Source organism: Prosthecobacter sp. (assembly GCF_044232965.1).
GTDB lineage: Bacteria > Verrucomicrobiota > Verrucomicrobiia > Verrucomicrobiales > Verrucomicrobiaceae > Prosthecobacter.
In genome coordinates this window covers 18,626-37,008 of record NZ_JBIIKX010000007.1, presented here as the reverse complement: position 1 = coordinate 37,008, position 18,383 = coordinate 18,626, and the positions used below count along the sequence as shown (strand labels likewise).

The 18,383-nt window shown below is 61.0% G+C and carries 12 protein-coding genes; 5 read left to right on the top strand and 7 right to left on the bottom strand.

The window, feature by feature from the left end; genetic code table 11:
• Positions 1–12: 12 nt before the first annotated feature.
• Complete coding sequence (locus tag ACILSI_RS04740) at positions 13–846, bottom strand: alpha/beta hydrolase (RefSeq protein ID WP_395720703.1); 834 nt, start codon at positions 844–846, stop codon at positions 13–15.
• 36 nt (positions 847–882) lie between these two features.
• Here ACILSI_RS04740 and ACILSI_RS04735 point away from each other — a divergent pair, with 36 nt between their 5' ends.
• Both ACILSI_RS04735 and ACILSI_RS04730 read left to right on the top strand, forming a co-directional pair.
• The gene (locus ACILSI_RS04735; RefSeq protein ID WP_395720702.1) at positions 883–2,085 is read left to right on the top strand and encodes a M14-type cytosolic carboxypeptidase; all 1,203 of its coding nucleotides are present in this window, start codon (positions 883–885) and stop codon (positions 2,083–2,085) included.
• Positions 2,086–2,255: 170 nt separating this feature from the next.
• Positions 2,256–3,710: a DUF1501 domain-containing protein gene (locus ACILSI_RS04730; RefSeq protein ID WP_395720701.1), complete on the top strand. Its 1,455-nt coding sequence runs from the start codon at positions 2,256–2,258 to the stop codon at positions 3,708–3,710.
• Positions 3,711–3,713: 3 nt separating this feature from the next.
• Here the strand turns inward: ACILSI_RS04730 and ACILSI_RS04725 are convergent, their stop codons facing one another.
• Positions 3,714–4,094 (bottom strand): HEPN domain-containing protein, encoded by a 381-nt coding sequence (locus tag ACILSI_RS04725; protein WP_395720700.1) that lies wholly within the window; start codon positions 4,092–4,094, stop codon positions 3,714–3,716.
• Entirely contained in the window at positions 4,075–4,398 is a 324-nt protein-coding gene (locus tag ACILSI_RS04720; RefSeq protein WP_395720699.1) for a nucleotidyltransferase domain-containing protein, read from the bottom strand. The genes ACILSI_RS04725 and ACILSI_RS04720 overlap by 20 nt, the downstream gene beginning before the upstream one ends.
• Positions 4,399–4,505: 107 nt before the next feature.
• On the opposite strand from ACILSI_RS04720, the gene ACILSI_RS04715 reads away from it, so the two are divergent.
• The gene (locus ACILSI_RS04715; RefSeq protein ID WP_395720698.1) at positions 4,506–5,450 is read left to right on the top strand and encodes a TraB/GumN family protein; all 945 of its coding nucleotides are present in this window, start codon (positions 4,506–4,508) and stop codon (positions 5,448–5,450) included.
• Between the two features lie 131 nt (positions 5,451–5,581).
• Here the strand turns inward: ACILSI_RS04715 and ACILSI_RS04710 are convergent, their stop codons facing one another.
• The gene (locus tag ACILSI_RS04710) at positions 5,582–6,553 is read right to left on the bottom strand and encodes an SIS domain-containing protein (protein WP_395720697.1); all 972 of its coding nucleotides are present in this window, start codon (positions 6,551–6,553) and stop codon (positions 5,582–5,584) included.
• Between the two features lie 104 nt (positions 6,554–6,657).
• Here ACILSI_RS04710 and ACILSI_RS04705 point away from each other — a divergent pair, with 104 nt between their 5' ends.
• Positions 6,658–7,662 carry a hypothetical protein gene (locus tag ACILSI_RS04705; RefSeq protein ID WP_395720696.1) on the top strand — a complete coding sequence of 335 codons (1,005 nt, stop codon included), beginning with the start codon at positions 6,658–6,660 and terminating at the stop codon, positions 7,660–7,662.
• Between the two features lie 52 nt (positions 7,663–7,714).
• On the opposite strand, the gene ACILSI_RS04700 is transcribed toward ACILSI_RS04705, so the two are convergent.
• On the bottom strand, positions 7,715–7,948 hold the full coding sequence (locus ACILSI_RS04700) for a ferredoxin (RefSeq protein ID WP_395720695.1): 234 nt from the start codon (positions 7,946–7,948) through the stop codon (positions 7,715–7,717).
• A 220-nt stretch (positions 7,949–8,168) separates the two neighbouring features.
• Between ACILSI_RS04700 and ACILSI_RS04695 the strand changes: the two genes are divergently transcribed.
• Positions 8,169–14,705: a hypothetical protein gene (locus ACILSI_RS04695; protein ID WP_395720694.1), complete on the top strand. Its 6,537-nt coding sequence runs from the start codon at positions 8,169–8,171 to the stop codon at positions 14,703–14,705.
• Positions 14,706–14,724: 19 nt separating this feature from the next.
• On the opposite strand, the gene ACILSI_RS04690 is transcribed toward ACILSI_RS04695, so the two are convergent.
• On the bottom strand, positions 14,725–16,728 hold the full coding sequence (locus tag ACILSI_RS04690; RefSeq protein ID WP_395720693.1) for a prolyl oligopeptidase family serine peptidase: 2,004 nt from the start codon (positions 16,726–16,728) through the stop codon (positions 14,725–14,727).
• Positions 16,729–16,740: 12 nt separating this feature from the next.
• Entirely contained in the window at positions 16,741–18,363 is a 1,623-nt protein-coding gene (locus ACILSI_RS04685) for an SGNH/GDSL hydrolase family protein (protein WP_395720692.1), read from the bottom strand.
• Between the last annotated feature and the right edge of the window lie 20 nt (positions 18,364–18,383).

The following is an 18,383-nucleotide window of genomic DNA, read 5'->3' as shown; positions in this document are numbered from 1 at the left end:
TTCAGCGCTCACTCACTTCCCCATCCACCCCATCGCGCCCATCCATTCGGCGCAGCGTTGCGGCCAGGCGTTGATGGGCTGCTTGTTATCGCGCATGCCGAAGCCGTGGCCGCCTTTCGTGAAGAGGTGGAGCTCGGCGGGGATCTTGTGCTTCTTGTATTCGAGGTAGAGCAGCGTGGAGGCGACGGGGTTCTGGCCGTCATCGTGAGCGCAGGCGATGAAGAGCGGCGGGGCATCCGCAGGCACGGTGAAGCCGTCTTTGAGCTTGGCGGGGTCTTTGCTGTCCAGAAAGCCGCCGCCGTAGATCATGACGCCGAAGTTGGGCAAGGCGGAGGCGGCGGGGCGATCACAGGCAATGTGGGCGAGGAGATTGCCCCCGGCGCTGAAGCCGAGCAGGCCGACGCGATTCGGATCGAGGCTCCATTCCTTGGCGTGTTCACGCACGATGGCGATGGCCTGGGCGGCATCGGCGACGGGCTTTTCATGCGGCGCAGCTTCGTCACGAGTGGGTGTGCGGTATTTGAGCAGAATGCCGGTGACGCCGATCGTGTTGAGCCATTCGCAGACCTGCGTGCCTTCGTGAACGGCGGAGAGGAAGATGTACGCGCCGCCGGGGGCGACGATGACGCTGGTGCCGTTCGGCTTCTCGGGTCGATAGACGGTGATCGTCGGCTCGTGGATGTCGGTGATCGTGCTTTTGCCGGCCTTGGTGCGGATGAAGTCGGCGGTGGCCTTGGAATGCGGCAGCATCTTTCCCGGCGCACCAGTGGGCCAGAGTTTCAGCTCGACGGGGTCGGCGGCGTGCAGGGACAGCGTGGCAAGAACAAGCAGGGGCAGGATTTTCATGAGCGGAGCAGGCGCATCCTACCGTTTGAGACTGTCATGATGAAACAACTTTCTTTGCTCCTGCTGAGTGTGGCGATCGCGAATGCGGAGATCCGCGTGATGACCGACTTTGAGGGCGGGAACGCGGAGGTGGTGAGCCTGGATCAAGCGGCAGGCAGGCTGCGGATCATGCCCGCACTGCATGAAGGGCGTGGCTGGCCGTGCTGGTGGTCGCTGCGGCTGGAGGGCGTGAGCGCGGGCCAGGAGATCACGCTGGAGGTGCAGGCGCAGGTGAAGCCATTTCGTCCGAACACGGTGCTGAACGCGTCGTGGTGCCAGCCGGACTTTGCCTCGGTGAGTCACGATGGGAAAACGTGGCGGCACACGACGCAAACGGAACGCACGGCGGAGAAGATCGCGATTTACAAGATCAAAGCCGAGGGCACGAGCCTGTGGCTGGCCTGGGGACCGCCCTTTGTGCCAGCGGACGCGGAAAAGCTGCTGGCGGAGGTGCAGGCGAAGCTGGGGGATGAAGCGGAGCGCTTTGAGCTGGCGAAGACGCGCGATGGCAGACCGGTGAACGGCATCCGCATCGGCAAATCGGACGCGCCCAAGCAGGTGTGGGTGAACGCACGGCAGCATGCCTGGGAAGCCGGAGGCGCATGGGTGGGGCGCGGGTTGCTCGAATGGATCGCCAGTGATGAGGCGAAGACGCTGCGCTCACAGTGCTGCGTGCATTTCATTCCGATCATGGACGTGGACAACGTGGCGCTCGGCGCGGGTGGCAAGGAGGCGCTGCCGCAGGATCACAATCGCGACTGGTCGGCCGCGCCGCATTACCCGGAGGTGGCTGCGGCGCAGAAACGCCTCACGGAGATCCAGCAGCAGCACGGGCTGGACGTGTTCATGGACCTGCACAATCCGGGCGCGGGAGATCGCGTGCCGTTTTTCTTCGGACCCTTCGGCTTTGAGCGCCTGACGGGGGTGCAGCGGACCAACTACCAGCGCTGGATCGAGCTGGCGGCGGCGCACATCACCGGGCCGCTGAAGGTGGACCCGAAGTATCGCTTCGCCACCTATGTGAAGACGGACGAGGAGCGCGGGCGCATGAGCAGCGGCTGGGCGCGGGCGAATGGCGGCGAGGGCACGATCTCGGTGACGCTCGAAACATCCTGGAACTCGCCGCACAGCACGGTGGAGGGTTATTTGACCGTGGGAGCGCAGTTGGGGCGGACTTTGGCCGAATATTTGACGGACTGAGTGCTTGGTTGAGTGAGGAGTGGCGACGAGTCGTCGCCTAAAATCATCGCAATGGCGACGATTCGTCGCCACTCCATACCGGGAACTTCATGGACGATGGCGTGGCAGGGCTTGGATGATCCGCCACGGGTGAAAGAGGTGTCTGTATTGCGACGATTCGTCGCCACTCCATGAATCCGCTCGACACCAACCGCCTGCATCTGACCCGCCGCTCCTTGTTTGGAAAGTCGGCGCTGGGCCTCGGCGGCGCGGCGTTGGGATCATTGCTGACGCGGGAGGGTTTTGCGATGCAGACGCCTGATCCGCTGGCCCCTGCCCTGCCGCATTTCGCACCCAAGGCAAAGCGGGTGATCTACCTGCTGCAAAATGGAGCGCCGTCGCATGTGGACCTGTTTGATTGGAAGCCAATGCTCAAAAAGATGCACGGCACACAGATCCCAGACAGCATCGCGGGCGGGAAGCGGTTCAGCACGATGACAGGCACGCAAACAGCACGGCCGGTGCTGGGCGAGATCTCGAACTTTTCACGCCACGGCCAGAGCGGCGCGACGGTGAGTGATTTCATGCCGCACACGGCGGCGATCGCGGATGAGCTGTGCTTCATCAAGTCGATGCACACGACGCAGGTGAATCACGCGCCTGCGATCACGTTTTTCATGACGGGCAGCGAGCAGGCGGGGCGTCCGGCCATCGGTTCGTGGCTGAGTTACGGCCTGGGCAGCGATGCGGAGGATATGCCGGCCTTTGTGGTGATGACTTCGCGCGACAAGGAAGCGAGCTGCGGCCAGATCTTTTATGACTTCTACTGGGGCAGCGGCTTTCTGCCCTCGAAGTATCAGGGCGTGAAGTTTCGCGGCAGCGGCGATCCCGTTTTGTATCTGAGCAATCCCGACGGCATGAGCCGCGAAGTGCGGCGCACGATTCTCGATGGCATTGCAGGCCTGAACGAAATGAAGCTGAAGGAGTTTGGCGATCCCGAGATCGCCACGCGCATCGCTCAATATGAGATGGCCTACAAGATGCAGGCCAGCGTGCCGGAGCTGACGGACTTTTCCGACGAGCCGAAGCACATCCTCGACATGTACGGCCCGGAGGTGCTGCGGCAGGGCAGCTTTGCCTACAACTGCCTCATGGCGCGGCGACTGGCGGAGCGCGGCGTGCGGTTCACGCAGCTCATGCACGCGGGCTGGGACCAGCATCGCAATCTGAACACACAGCTCAAGATTCAGGCAACCGACACCGATGCGCCGAGCGCCGCGCTGGTGAAGGACCTCAAGCAACGCGGCCTGCTGGAGGACACGCTGGTCATCTGGGGCGGTGAGTTTGGCCGCACGCCGTTTTTGCAGGGCAAGATCGAGGACACGAAGCAGTGGGGCCGCGATCATCATCCGTATGCGTTCACGCTCTGGATGGCCGGCGGCGGTGTGAAGCCCGGCATGACCTACGGCGAGAGTGATGAGTTTGGATTCAACGTGGCGAAGGACGGCGTCCATGTGCATGACTTCCAGGCCACGCTGATGCACCTGCTCGGCATCGACCACGAGCGCTTCACCTTCCGCTTTCAGGGAAGGCAGTTCCGCCTGACGGACGTGCATGGGCATGTGGTGAAGCCGGTGCTGGCTTGAGTTTCACAGTCCAAACGCCGCGCGTGCGATCTTGCGGAAGGAGCGACAGTCCTGAAGGGCATTCCGGGCCTGTTGTTCGCTGGCGTCGTGGCCGGGATAACGGAATTTCACGGCGTATTGACTGAGGTTCAACAATGCCTGGCCCATGCCGGACCACAGCGGCTCATGAGGAGCGACCAGCGCCAGCAGATAGGGGAGATCATGACTTTTGAAAATCAGCACACCCGCCTCCTCCAGCCTGGCCTTCAAATATTTCTCGGCGCATTGCAGGCAGTGATAGCAGACCGAGTTGGGCACCGGCGTTTTCCGCCTGCGCGCCAGTGACGTCGCCACGGACCAATCCTCCTCAGCCTTGGCGATCCATTCAAGCGTGGCCGTTTTCATACATCACGCGGCCATGCTGGGTCACCACCTGCATGAAGGTGTCGTTTTCACGCAGCCGCTGCGCCACCTCCTGCGGGTCACGCACCAGCAAATCCACCGGGAAGTCAGCCTGCACGCGGCGACGGATTTGGATGTCCTGCTCCTGACGGCCACCGGGCCGCTTCGGCATGACCACCATCAGGTCCACATCGGAGTTTTCATCCGGCGTGCCATAGGCATGGGAGCCAAAGAGAATGATCCTCTCCGGGCGGAACTCTCGCGCGATGCGCTGACAGTATTCCTCAATGTCTTGTGTGGCGACCATGACCGAGGCAATCAGCCTGCAACTCGTGGCCGCGCAACACGATTTCCATGGGTTTCATTCCAGAGAACACGGTTGCATCCCATGCACGCCGCGTGTTTGGATCGCCAATGCCCATCATCCGCCTCATCTCCGCCCTCGCACTGATCGTGTGCGCCATGGCGTGCGGGCGTGAGGAGGAAAAGACGAATGGAAAGCCGGATGCGGCGGCCTTTGTCTCCGACGGTGCCGGCGACGGCAGCGTCTGGGTGGTGGACGGCCCGAACGGCGGACGGTTGTTCCTCTGCGGCACGATTCACATCCTGCGCGAGAAGGATTACCCCCTGGCCCCGGCTTACGAGGCGGCCTACATGTATTCGAACAAGATCGTGCTGGAACTGCCGCCCGGAGCGGCCTCGGGCTCAGAACTGACCAGCCGCATGTCCCAGCTCGGCATGTATTCGGCGGACACGTCACTGGAAAAGAATGTGAGCCCGGAGACCTGGGCGGCGGTGAAACAATGGTGTGCGAAGCGCGGTGTGGAGTCCTCCTCGATGAACCGCTACCGCCCGTGGTTCATGGCCCTGCTGATCACTTCGATGGAATACGCGGCGCTGGGCGCGAAGCCGGACAAAGGGGTGGACACGCACTTCGAGGAACGCGCCAAGAAGGACGGCAAGCCCGGCATCGGTCTCGAAACCGTGGAGTTTCAGATCCAGCTCTTCGCCTCGCTCAGCGACAAGCAGCAGAACGAGTTGCTGGACCAGACACTGGCCGAGATCAGCAGCGTGGCCGTGGAATTCGAGAAACTGCTCAAAGCCTGGAAGCACGGCGATCTGAAGACGCTGCAAGGAATGCTCTTCAGCGAGGCGGAGAAGTACCCCGACCTCATGAACCTCTTCCTCACCGCCCGGAACCTGGCCTGGGTGGACCCGCTAGACAAGATGCTGAAAAACGGGGAGAAGGTGATGGTGCTCGTCGGCACCGGCCACTTCACCTCGGACACCGGCCTGATCGAGCTGCTGCGCAAGCGCGGCCACCGCGTGCGGCATTACAGCGAGGTGACGGATTTCTGAAGATATTGCCGGAGGCAAGTCAAGCGCGCCTGCGGCGGGTCAAGAGGTCAAGAGTTGTACAATGCCCACCATCTGCACGACTCTTGAGTTCTTGACCATTGCTTGACATGCCGCAGGCGAGCTTGACCTTCTCAAACCAGCCTCAGCCGCGTGAGATCCTGCGTATCGACCATGCCGACGGGTTTGCCGGCCTCATCGACGACGACGACATCATCGACCCGCGAATTTTGCAGCGTGGCGAGCACCTCGGCGGCGAGCTTGCCAGCCTGGATGCTGACCGGACGCGGCGTCATGAACTCGCGCACGGGCTTTTCGGCGATGGCGTTGTCCTTCTGGAAGGCGCGGACGAAGTCGCCATGCGTGAAGACACCGGCGAGCGTGCCGTCCGCGTTGGTGACCACCGCCGCGCCGCTGCGCGCCATCGTCATGGCTTGCAGGCCCTCGCGCACGGTCGTTTCGGGCGTGATGGTGGCGAGTTGATCGCCCTGGCGCATCACATCGCTTACGCGGGTGAGCAGCGCACGGCCCAGCGTGCCGCCAGGGTGCAGTTTGGCGAAATCCTCGGCCTGGAAGCCACGCGCCTCCAGCAGCGCCATCGCCAGCGCGTCGCACAGCACCAGCATGGTCGTGGTGCTGGAGGTGGGTGCGAGATTCAGGGGGCAGGCTTCCTGCGTGACATGCACATCCAGCACGACATCGGCATTTTTCGCCAGCGTGGACTGCAATCCGCCGGTGATGGCGACGACGGGAATGCTGAAACGCTTCAAATGCGGCAGCAGGTTGAGCAATTCAGAAGTTTCACCGCTGTAACTGAGCAGAATCGCCAGATCGCCGGGATCAATGACGCCGAGGTCGCCGTGCAGCGCGTCGCCGACATCGAGCAGCACGGTGGTGGCCCCGGTGCTGTTCAGCGTGGCGGCCAGCTTGCGACCAATGCTGCCGCTCTTGCCCACGCCGCAGACGATGAGTTTTCCGCGGCTGCGTACGCAGCCGAGCAGGAGGTCGATGGCCTGGCCGAAACGATCGTCAATGCGCGCGTGCAGCCGCTGCAGCTCGTCGATTTCGAGCTGGATGACGCGGCGGGCTTTTTCCGGGTAATTCATGATCTGCGGACTGTAAGCGGCAGGCGAGTTGCAGCAACCAAGTGCTTGAGCATGAGAGATTTCCCCGCCATGATCCGCTTTTCCAGCCACACTTACCTATGCCAATGTCATCCGGCTCCATCGGTTCCCACCGCGCCTTCATGGGTTTGTGCGTCACCACCTGCGTCTGCCTTTCCCTGGTGTTGTTTGTGGGATGGCGTTGGTATTTTGACAGCCTCGCTAGCCGTAAGACCCTGATCGAGATGGCACAGAAGGCCGAAACCCGCGCCCGGGAGTTGGAGAAAATGGGGCTGCTGGTCGATGCCGCCCAGCCTGGGGAAGAGCGGGTGCCGCCTGATTCATCGCAGGCCGGCCGGGGGCTCACGCATCAAAGCGAGTCCGCCATCAAGACACCGGCCAACAGCAGTGACTCGCCCCATCCTGCCGCCTCCGACATCAAGGAAATGCCTTTGCAGGAAAACGGGGATGATGTGACGCAGGCGGCGGCCCTGCTTGAGACGTTCTGGAAAACAGAAAACTGGAAGGACCGGCTGCCAATGGTGATCGACGCCGACCGAGTCGCTGGATTGATGAAGGATTTTTACGAGATCCAAGGCGGACAAGACCCCCTCCCCGGCGGCATGCTCAGCAAGGCGCGCTACATTATCGACGGTCACGAGATCCTCTACTTCAGCTACACCAGCAACCGTCCCACGAACACGCTGGAGGTCGCGCTCCGGCGAGGCCCGCAGGGCAAGTTTCTCATCGACTGGGAAAGCCTGGTCGGCTACGGCGAGATGTCATTCCAGGACTTTCGTGAGAAGCGCCCCACGAAGCCGGTGATGCTGCGCGCCTACGTCAGGCAGTTTGAATACTTCAATTTCGAGTTTTCTGACTCCTCCAAGTTCATCTGCGTCAAACTCAGCTCGGAGAGCGCAGAAAACTCCATTTATGCCTACTGCGAACGGTCTTCTCCTCTTGGCCGTTGGCTCGAAACGGAACTGGCAGGCACCGGACCTACCGACCTGAAAGGCTACACGGTCAGTGTCTCCTTCCCGCCGAACGCACAGTCGAATCAGTGCGTTCAACTTCACAAAGTCATGGCGTCTCGCTGGCTGATTCTGCCATGAGGTGCCTGCCGAGTTCATCGGCAGGCAAATACTTCAGTCTCAGGCGCAAAGCTTACTCGCCGTCGCGGCCGATCGCTTCCACCGGGCAGCCCGTCAGAGCTTCCTCGCAGAGGTTTCTCTCTTCATCCGACTCCGGCTGCTTATACACATAGGAGTGGCCGCCGTCGTCGTCGCGCTTGAAATTCGCCGGGGCCGTCTCACGGCACAGGTCGCAGTCGATGCACTGGTCGTCAACGTAGTAGGCGCCGGAGGCGTTATGGGAGTATTTGTTTGCTGCGTCAGCCATGGAATCAGGGGGTATCGGGCGGCGATAGTAGTGCCCCACCCCCCCGTTTCAAACGCTTTTTTAGCCTTGAAACAGGGGGCTGTGACTCAGGAGTGGCCGCCCATCCCCATCCAAAGCTTATTCCATGCCGGGAAGACCGTTCAATTGACACATCCTTTACAATAAAAGCTCGCCTCAGCCGTGATGCTCGCCGCATCATCCTCTCCAACCACCCACGGCCATGAAAACGCTCGCCCTTGCCCTCCTCCTGCCGCTCACTGCCCTCGCCGAAAACGAAATCGGCTTCATCGAGCGCTTCGCCCTCGCCGCCGACCGCGAAAAAGCCCTCGGTGAGCTCGTCCCCGGTTCCGAAGAGTATTATTTCTTCCACGCCCTCCATTATCAAAACATCCGCGACACCGCGAAGCTCACCGACCTCCTCAATCAGTGGCGCAAACGCACCCCCGACGAAAACGAGCAGCGTCGCATCATCGAAAACCGCGAGGCCATCATCAACTACGAGCGCGATCCGCAAGCCACCCTCAAATATCTCATTGAGCGCCTCGGCATCCGCCATGACCACCAGCAGGAGGTCCGCGACCAAAAGCCCGACCTGCCCACCAGCATCGAGCAGGCCAAAATCTCCCGCGAGGTCTTCCTCCGTGATGCGCTCAACAACGACCGCGCCTTGCAATCCCTCACCCAGGACGCTCTCGCGGCCTTGATCCGCGATCAGGTGCCGCTCACGCCAGACCAGCGCCGCAGCGTCCTGCAAAAGCTCCAGCGCCCCGACGTGCCAAATCTCGTCGCCGCTCTCAATGCGGACTTCAAAGCGGAACCGAACATCGGTTTCGGCGATTTGCCCATTCATCGCCAGCTTTTGCTGCCGCAACTCGACGAGCTGAAAGGCGAGCACGGCAGGAGCACCAACTTCATTTACACCTACCTGCGCAAACTCGCCCCCAACGCCGATGTAAACCTCGAATACGACGAAGCGGAGCGCGAGGCCTGGCTCGACCGCGTATGGGCCTTTGCCGAAGGCGTTTCATCGCACAAAACTCTCAAAGCCCGCATCCTCTACCTCCGCCTCGATCACGACCGCAAAAAAGGCGTCTATGATCGCGAGCGCTTCCTCGCCTACCTCAAACTCCCGCGCCGGTTGCCTTACATCAACGAGAACTTCCTGCGCACTTACAACTCCGACTGGAGCGACCTCGACGCCGATCTCAGCGAGCCGCTGCTGCATTCCCCGCCCATCGGCAACGATGAGGCGCTCGTCCGCGACTACTTCCTCCACCTCTTCGCCACCGCCCAAGCCGACGCCACCGCGCCGCAGCTTCTTGCTCCGTGGACCGAGCATGTGAGCGACACCTGGCTCAAACCCATCCTCGCCGAGGCGCTGATCACCAACGGCATCGGCAATCCCGAGCGCTGGGCCTCGCTCATCACGCCCACCGAGTTTCAGCAGCTCAAAGACCGCGTGGACATCGAATTCCCCGCAACGAACGCACCGCAGTTCCTGCCGGGCGACGACATCGCCTTCGATGTCATCGTCAAAAACACGCCGAAGCTCATCGTGAAGATTTTCGAGCTGAACACGCTCAATTTCTTCCAGACGCAGCAGCGCCAGCTCAACACCGATCTCAATCTCGACGGCCTCGTCGCCAACAGCGAGCAGACGCACGCCTTCGACGGCGGTCCGTTCGCCCGCACGCGGCAGAAGTTCCAGTTCCCCGACCTCAAAGGCAAACGTGGTGCCTGGATCATCGAGTTCATCGGTGGTGGCCGCAGCAGCCGTGCGCTCATCCGCACTGGTCAATACCACACGCTTCAGCAAACCGGCCCTGCGGGCGATTTGATCCTCGTCCTTGATGAAAAGAACCTGCCCGTGAAGGACGCCGCCGTGTGGTTTGAAGGTCGCAAACTCACTGTCGATGAAAAACTCGGCCGCATCGCCATTCCGTTCACGAACCAGCCTGGCTTCAAGAACCTCATCATCGGCGATGCCTCCGGCACCTTCGCCGCGCTCACGCAATTCATCCATCACGCCGAGAAATACCGTCTCGACGCTCAATTCCACATCGAGCGCGAACAGCTCCTCGCCCGTCGCGAGGCCACGCTGGCCGTGCGCACCGCTTTGATGCTCGGCGAGACTCATCTCGCCCCCGAACTGCTCACCGAGCCAAAGCTGACCATCACCAGCACCACGCACGACGGCATTTCGACGACGCGTGAAGTCAAAGACCTCAAACTCAGCGCCGGCAGCGTCCTCACGCACACGCTCACCGTTCCCGAACGCCTCGCCAGCCTCAGCGTCACGCTCAGCGGCAAAGTGGATGTCCTCAGCGCCGGTGGCACCAAAAAAGACCTCTCCGCCAGCCACACCTGGACCCTCAACGGCATCGACAAGACCGAAGCCGTCAACGACGGCCACCTCAGCACCTTCGACGGCAGCCGCGTTTTCGAACTCCTCGGCAAAAACGGTGAACCCGTCGCCGACCAGCAAATCCTCTTCACCTTCAAACACCGCGAATTCACCCGCGTGCAGACAATCCCGCTGCGCACCGATGACAAAGGCCGCGTCGCTCTCGGAAAGCTCGAAAACATCGCCCAAGTCACCGCCAAAATCCCCAACGGCCGCAGCAGCATGTGGCCGCTCGAAGACGCCGACACCACGCTCACGACAACGATCCACACCACCGAAGGCGAGCCGATCCGCATCGCGGAAAGTAGAACGGGGTTTCAACCCGTTTCCCTGCTCGCCCAAACCGTCGGAACATTCACCACCGATCACCAAGCCCTCCTCAAATCCGAAAACGGCTTCCTCACCATCACCGGCCTCAAGCCTGGCGACTACTCCCTCAAACTCGCCGACCAGCTCATCTTGATCAAAGTCACGAAAGGCGATGTGATCGGCGGCTGGGCGCTCGGCAAGCACCGGCAGCTTGAACTCAAAGGCAACGCGCCGCTGCACATTGCCAGCGTCGAGAACGACAAAGACTTTATCACCGTCAAACTCGCCCACAGCAGCCCGTTTGCGCGAGTCCACGTCGCCGCATCGCGCTTCGAACCCGGCAGTGGCATTTTCGGTGGTCTGGGTGGCTTCACACGCTTCGGCGCGGCCTCCGGCACACCTGCAAGAAACCCGAACCTCTACTCCGCAGGACGCGAGATCGGCGATGAATACCGCTATATCCTCGAGCGCCGCTACGCGAAGCTCTTTCCCGGCAACATGCTCACCCGCCCCGGCCTGCTGCTCAATCCGTGGGAAATCCGCAGCACCGATATCGCAGAACTAGCCAACAAAGCGGGTGAAGGAGCCGAGATGACTCGCGGCGGAGCTGCAGGTTCGTTGGCTGAACGAGCGTCAGAATCCGATAAAAAAATAAAAGGACGTGAGGCCGGCCCACAAGGCGGCACGAACCTCGACTTCCTCGCCACCGCCGCGCCAGTCATCTACAACCTCGTTCCAGACAAAGACGGCGTCGTCCGCATTGAGCGCAAAGCGCTTGGCGACCGCCAGCACGTCCAAATCTACGCCGAGGACCTGCAAAACGCCTCGTGGCGCACGCTCACGCTGCCGGAGGTGCCGACAAAATTTGCCGACCAGCGCCTCGCACGGAATCTCGATCCCGCGAAGCCCTTCACGCAGAAAAAAGAAATCACCGGTCTCGACACCGGCATGACGCTCACCCTTGCCGACATTCTCACCAGCGAACTTGAAACCTACGACACCCTCGGCGGCATCCACTCGCTGTTCACCACGCTCAGCGGCAACGGCCATCTAGCGGAGTTCGCCTGGCTGCTGAACTGGCCGAACCTCAAGGACGACGAGAAACGCGCCAAATACGGCGAGTTCGCCTGCCATGAACTGAACTTCTTCCTCTACCGCAAGGACAAACCGTTCTTCGAACAAGTCATCAAACCCTACCTCGCCCACAAGAAGGACAAGACCTTCATGGACGAGTTCCTCCTCGGCCTCGATCTCCAAACTTATCTCCAGCCCTGGGCCTACGCCCGCCTCAACATCGTCGAACGCATCCTGCTGGCCCAGCGCATCGAAAACGAAGCGCCGAATGCTGCGCGACATGTCCGCGAGTTGTGGGAAATGATCCCGCCGAATCCCGAGGAAGCGGACCGCCTCTTTGAAACCGCTCTGCGGGGGAGGGCGATGGAGTTTGGAAACAAAGGTGCGCTTGGGGATTTGGAGAAAGCAAAAGAACAGGCCGCCGCCGCGCCGCCACCTCCGCCGATGTCACCGATGCCAGCTGCCGCACCAGCTCCTGTCATGGCGGATTCATTCGCCGCTGGCGGAGGATTTGGCAAAGGCATGGGAATGAGTGGCGCTCCAGGTGCCCTTCGACGCTCCATGACCGCCGATGAGTTGCGGGCACTGCCTCAATTAAAAGCCGCCGATGGAGATCGCATGGCGGGCCGCAAAGAACTCAAAAAGCTCGTCGCAGAACGCGAAGTCGCTCTGGGACAAACCTTGGTTCTCGGCGGTAGCTCCACCTCCTCAGGCGCCACCGTCATCAACGGCGGCACATTGGCCTATTTTGGCACTGCTGACGCTCAGAACGCCCGCAGCCTTGTCCGCGCCTTCTTCCGAGCACTCGGCCCGACAAAGGAATGGGCGGAAAACAACTACTACAAGCTGCGCATCACCGAGCAGACCGCCGAACTCGTCACCGTGAATGCCTTCTGGCGCGATTACGCCGCGTGGGTGGCCGCAGGATCGAAGAATGGCTTCGTTTCGTCGAATGTGGCCGAGGCGAACCGCAATTTCACCGAAATGATGCTGGCGCTTGCGGTGCTCGATCTGCCGTTTGAAGCCGCGAAACACACCACGAAGGCCGACAACGGCCAGTTCACCTTCACGGCGGGCGGACCAGTCATTTTGTATCACAAGGAGATCAAACCGACGGCGAACGAAAACAACGCGCAGGGCCAGCTACTCGTGTCACAGAGCTTCTTCCGCCATGGCGACCGCTACCGGCAGGAAGGGAACGAGAAGTTCGAGAAATACGTCACCACCGAGTTCCTCACCGGCGCGACGTATGGCGCGAACATCGTCGTCACCAATCCCACCAGCAGCCCCGTGAAGGCCGTGGTGCTGCTGCAAATCCCGCAGGGTGCCTTGCCCGTGCTCGGCAGCAAGGCCACTGACTCGCGTCAGGTGCGCCTGGAGCCCTACACGACTCAGACCTTCGAATATCACTTCTACTTCCCGCTCGTGCCCGCGAAGGCAGGGCTCAAGTTTGCTCACTTCCCGGTGAATGTCGCCACCGCTACCGGTTCAGCCGCCGCGAAGTCGTTTGAGTTCAACGCCGTTGCCAAACTCACCGAGGTGGACAAGGCGTCGTGGGATTATGTCTCGCAATACGGCAGCGACGCGGAGGTGTTCAGCTTCCTCGATCAAAACAATCTCGAAGGACTCGATCTTGAACGCATCGCGTGGCGCTGCCGCAAGAGTGTCGACTTCTACCAGAAGCTCATCGCCTTCATGAATCAGCATCATGTCGTGGACGAGGCTGTTTTCAGTTACGCCTTCCTCCACAACGACGCCTCGACACTCGGCCAGATGTTGAAGGACGACGGAAGCTACGGCCCTTACCTCGCCAGCAAGCTGCTCACCATCGAGCCCATCGAATTGCGCAGCTACGAGCACCTCGAATACTCCCCGCTCGTCAATCAACGCGCCCACCGCGTCGGCAGCGAGTGGCGAATTGCGAATCCGGCGGTGCTAGAGGAATACACCCAGTTTCTCGGCATCCTGGTCTTCAAACCACAGCTTGATGCGATGGACAGCATGAGCGTGACTTACTTCCTCTTCCTGCAAGACCGCGTCGAGGAGGCGCTGGCCCGCTTCAAGGCCATCGACGCCACCAAGCTGCCCACGCGCCTCCAGCACGACTACTTCCAGTGCTACGCCGCCTTCTACGAGGGCGATCTAGCTAACGCACGCGGTCTCGCCGCCAAATACGCCGACCATCCCGTGCCGCGCTGGAAGACACTCTTTGCCAATGTGACCACGCAGCTCGATGAAATCGAAGGCAAGGCCGCGAAGAACGAAAAGACCGGCAAACCGGACCGCGAGAAGCAGCAGGCCGATCTCGCCGCCACCGAGCCGACGTTTGAGTTCAAGGTGGAAAACAAAACCATCGGGCTGAGCTGGAAAAACCTCCCCGAAGTCACGCTGAACTACTACCTGATGGACCCCGAGTTCAGTTTCAGCAGCAATCCTTTTGTCAGCCAGGATTCCGGACGCTTCAGCATCATCAAGCCGAACAAAACCGCCACGCAGACTCTGCCGAAGGATCAAACGAAACTCGATGTGGCCCTGCCCGCAGAGTTCACCAAAGCAAACGTGCTGGTGGAGGTCATCGGCGCCGGACAGCGCAAAACCCAGGCCTACCACGCCAACACGCTGAAGCTCACGCTGACTGAAAATTACGGCCGGCTCGAAACTCGCGACAGCACCACCGACAAACCGTTGCCAAAGGCTTATGTGAAGGTTTATGCCAGGCTCAACAATGGCACCGTCCGCTTCTTCAAAGACGGCTACACCGATTTGAGAGGCCGCTTCGACTACGCCAGCCTCAACGGCCCCGAAAACGGCGCCCCACAGCCCACGCCTTATGAACCCGCCCCAGCCAACGGCCTGGACTACCAGATGCTTAAACCCGCCGAGCTGAACAATGTCGAGAAACTCTCCCTCCTCATCCTCAGCGACACGCACGGAGCCACCGTGAAGGAAGTAAGCCCGCCGGGGAGATAGACTCGGCCGCCCGTCGAATCTACTTTCCACCGTGCTTCTCAAACCACTCGAACACGCGGGTGATCACATCCTCGCGGTGCGGCAGTTGTTTGATCGGGTGGCCTTCGTCGGGGTAGAGCACAAGCTGGGTTTCCACACCGTTCTCCTTGAGCGCCCGATAAAACATCCGTCCCATGGCCACAGGGCAGCGTCGGTCGTTGGTGGCGTGTAGGATGAGCGTGGGCGTGCGGACTTGGTTCGCGTAGGTGAGCGGGCTGTGTTTGCGCATGCGCTCAGGCACCTCCCAGGGCATGCCGCCGAGGTCGTATTCGGTCCAGCTTTGCAAATCGCTGAGATGCCACATGACATTCATGTCGGTGACGGCGTTTTGCGCGGCGGCAGCGCGGAACTGCGTGGTCTGGCCGACCAGCCAGGAGGTCATGTAACCTCCGTAGCTGACGCCATAGACGAACTGGCGGTCACGATCGGCGATGCCGTGCTTCACGAGATGGTCGATGCCGGTGAGGATGTCTTTCATGTCACCACCACCGAAGTCCTTGTGATCGGCGTTGAGAAATTTCAAACCGTAGCCGGTGGAGCCACGGAAGTTCGGCTGGAAGACGGCATAACCACGGGTGGCGAAGAACTGCGTATCGAATCCGGCGCCGCTCGTGGCGCGGTGATGCGGGCCGCCATGCGGCATGACAAGCAATTTGAAGGGCGGGCTAGCCACAGACGCGGGCGGACGTGTCAGCACGCCTTCGATCTCCAGCCCGTCGAAGCTCTTCCAGTGGATGATCTCATCCTCGGCGCGCAGACGTTTGCCGATCCCGGGACTGCTGCGCGGGATCAGCGGGCTGCGAACGGGCGCTGGCGGCGGTGTGTCGTCGATGGCCTGCGGACCGGCGTCGAGATTGACGGCCTGCGTCACGCTCTTCACGCCGCTGATGGCATTGAACCACACACGCTGATGGTCGCGCCAGCACTGGTCAGGCAGAGGTGTGGTGGGCGAAAGATGCGGCGACTTGTCCGTGCTTTTGCCGTGATGATCGAACACGAGCCGGGCCGTCGCCGCCTTCGAAGTGAGATCCACAACCATGAGGTTGAAGACATCCATGTGCGGACCTTTGAACCGCGGTGAGCTGAGGCAGACGAGACGTTTGCCATCCGGCGCGATGCGCGGTGAAAACTCGGGACCGGCGCCAAAGGTGAGCTGCTCCGGACGTGGATCGGCCAGCGAGAACTTCCACAGGTCGTAGTTGTGATTCACGCTGTAGCGCGCGGATTCCTGCTCGGCATTGCGATTGGCATGGCAGACGATGTAGCTGCCATCGGGCGACCATTGCGGATCGCCATACCAGTAGTCGCCGGGCGTGATCCTGGTGATCTTGGAAGCCACCACATCAGCCGGAGCAGGATTCAAATCCGCGACCCAGACCTGTGTGGGGCCGTAGCCTTCGTAGCCCTCGCCCTGGTCATCGCGCACGACGATGACGTTGTTTTTCTTCTCAGCCTCGGTGCGTGGATCGAGTCCTTCATCAGCAACGAACAGCAGCTTTTTGCCATCGGGCGAGAAAGCCACGCGACCGTAGAATTTGTCGGTGATCACGCGGCCGTACGGCTTGCCTTTGCCGCCCAGCGGGATGGCTTTGCCGCCGGTCACCGGCATGAACCAGATGTCCACCGCCGGATCGGTGTAAGGCGGCACCGGTTGAAAAGCGGGGGTGCCATCGGCAAAGGGGCGCGTGGAGAGCAACACCAGCCACTTGCCATCTGGTGAAAGGGTGAGCGACAGCACGTCGGGCTCACCGGGCTCGACCGCACGGGCGTTCCCCTCCGCATCCACCTTCCACAAAGATTGCTTCAGGCTGCGCGTCGCCTGATCCACCCGCTGACGGATGTAGAAAGCACTCTTGCCATCGCTGAGCGTGATCGCATCCAGCGCGACATCGGTTTTATAGAGATCGGAGATCTGTGGCGGCTGCAAATCATCAGCCAAGGCGACGGAGCAGGCTGCAAGCGCAAGCCAAGCGGTGAGCTTCATATCGGGCGGCGGTTAGTTCTTCTGCGTCTGAGCCTTGCGGATCACTGGAGCGAGCCACTTCGCCGTCTCGTCGGCGATGACGTTGTAACCCGCGATGTTCGGATGGCGGTCGCCGGCCCAGCCAGGGAGATGACCGAAGACGCCATCGAGGCGGTTGTCGAGCACGACGACCTTCGGTTCGGCCTCGGGCTGGATGTAAGGTGTGGCAAAGGCGCGCAGGTTCTCAGGAATCTTGGAAAGCGGGAAGCGGCGGTAATTGAGGCCGTCGGGGTTCTTCTTCAGTTCGGCGAGGTAGCGCGGGGCGATGTCGAAGAGCGTGAGCTTTTCTTCTGCGGCGACCTGTTTGATCAAGGCGTTGATGTCCTCATGCAGATTGTTGAGCGCATAAGGGATGGCGGTCATCGGGATAAGCATCGCGTTCGGGTGGTCTTTGCGCAGACGGGCGAGCAGCTCCTTGAAGTCCTTCGGGAACTGCGTTTTGAAGTCCTTGACCTTGGCCTGATCGTTCAGGCCGTAGCGGATAAAGATGTAATCGGCCTGCGGCTTGGTCTTCACGGCCTTGTCGTAGCGTGTGTCGATGAGACGGCGAATGTACTCGCCGCTGACGCCCTCATTATAGACATCGCAGGGCGGCAGATCTGAATTGGCGGCGAGGAGGATGCGTAGTGTGTCCTCGATCTGCGGTTCGTCGGACGCGAGCTTCTTTGGAATGCTGGCCTCGGTGGTGCTGTCTCCGAGCAGGATGATTTGCAGGCGCTTCCTGCCCGCCGTGGCCGGGCTGAAGGCAAATGGCTGGCCGCCGATGAGCTGGTCCGAGGTGATCGTGGGGCAGATCAACTTCTCCACATGCTGGATGAACAACTCCGTGCCACGAACGTGACTGACGAAAGGCCAGCGGGCGGGATTGTACATCGTGTCGGTCATGTCGCGCATGAGCACGACGTGCTTGCCGTTCTTCGCCATCTGCCGCAGTCCAAACGGGCGGCCGCTAACGCACATGTTGAGGTGCACGCCCATGAGGATGACATTGTCGATATTCTTCGACTCCAACAAGTTCCAAATCTCTACTCCGCTGTCGCTGATGGCGTCTTTTTGCTGGTCGATGCGCAGCGTGTCGATCTGCTTCGTCCATGGAGCCTTTGGATTCAGCCCTTTGGCTTCAAGCTCCTTGGCCCAGGCCGCGTGTTCGGCGAGATCGTCATCCTCACCACCATCGGTTTGATCGAGCGGATACACGGCCAGTTCCTCGGCGGGAATCTGTTTGCACCACTCGCCGATCTTGTCCGGCAGCCGTGCCGCCGCAGGCGCGGACTTCGCGCGTTCGCGTGCCGGAGTTCCTTCATAGGGTTTCATGCAGGCACTTGGCGCGTGGATGATGAGCACGCCGTCTTTGCGGGCTTTTTCCAGAACCTCATTGAAACGCGGAGCCATCTCGCCCTCGCGTGTCACCGCATTTTTGCAGTGATGCAGATCCCACATGTCGCAGACGATGATCGCGGTGCGGGATGGCAGCCATTGCTCTTTGACGAGCGCCGTCTTGCCGGAGGGCGAGCGGGATTGCAGCGTGAGGAACAGAGACGTGTCCGCAGCGGAGACAGACAGCGTGAAGGCGAGTAGAATGAGCGAAATGCGCATGACTTGGATACGCGATCCAA

Bases quoted from the DNA above. Each gene is read 5' to 3' on its own strand.
- ACILSI_RS04685 (WP_395720692.1), bottom strand. From the start codon at position 18,363: ATGCGCATTTCGCTCATTCTACTCGCCTTCACGCTGTCTGTCTCCGCT.
- ACILSI_RS04690 (WP_395720693.1), bottom strand. From the start codon at position 16,728: ATGAAGCTCACCGCTTGGCTTGCGCTTGCAGCCTGCTCCGTCGCCTTG.
- ACILSI_RS04710 (WP_395720697.1), bottom strand. From the start codon at position 6,553: ATGAATTACCCGGAAAAAGCCCGCCGCGTCATCCAGCTCGAAATCGAC.
- ACILSI_RS04705 (WP_395720696.1), top strand. From the start codon at position 6,658: ATGTCATCCGGCTCCATCGGTTCCCACCGCGCCTTCATGGGTTTGTGC.
- ACILSI_RS04715 (WP_395720698.1), top strand. From the start codon at position 4,506: ATGCCCATCATCCGCCTCATCTCCGCCCTCGCACTGATCGTGTGCGCC.
- ACILSI_RS04740 (WP_395720703.1), bottom strand. From the start codon at position 846: ATGAAAATCCTGCCCCTGCTTGTTCTTGCCACGCTGTCCCTGCACGCC.
- ACILSI_RS04695 (WP_395720694.1), top strand. From the start codon at position 8,169: ATGAAAACGCTCGCCCTTGCCCTCCTCCTGCCGCTCACTGCCCTCGCC.
- ACILSI_RS04725 (WP_395720700.1), bottom strand. From the start codon at position 4,094: ATGAAAACGGCCACGCTTGAATGGATCGCCAAGGCTGAGGAGGATTGG.
- ACILSI_RS04735 (WP_395720702.1), top strand. From the start codon at position 883: ATGATGAAACAACTTTCTTTGCTCCTGCTGAGTGTGGCGATCGCGAAT.
- ACILSI_RS04700 (WP_395720695.1), bottom strand. From the start codon at position 7,948: ATGGCTGACGCAGCAAACAAATACTCCCATAACGCCTCCGGCGCCTAC.
- ACILSI_RS04720 (WP_395720699.1), bottom strand. From the start codon at position 4,398: ATGGTCGCCACACAAGACATTGAGGAATACTGTCAGCGCATCGCGCGA.
- ACILSI_RS04730 (WP_395720701.1), top strand. From the start codon at position 2,256: ATGAATCCGCTCGACACCAACCGCCTGCATCTGACCCGCCGCTCCTTG.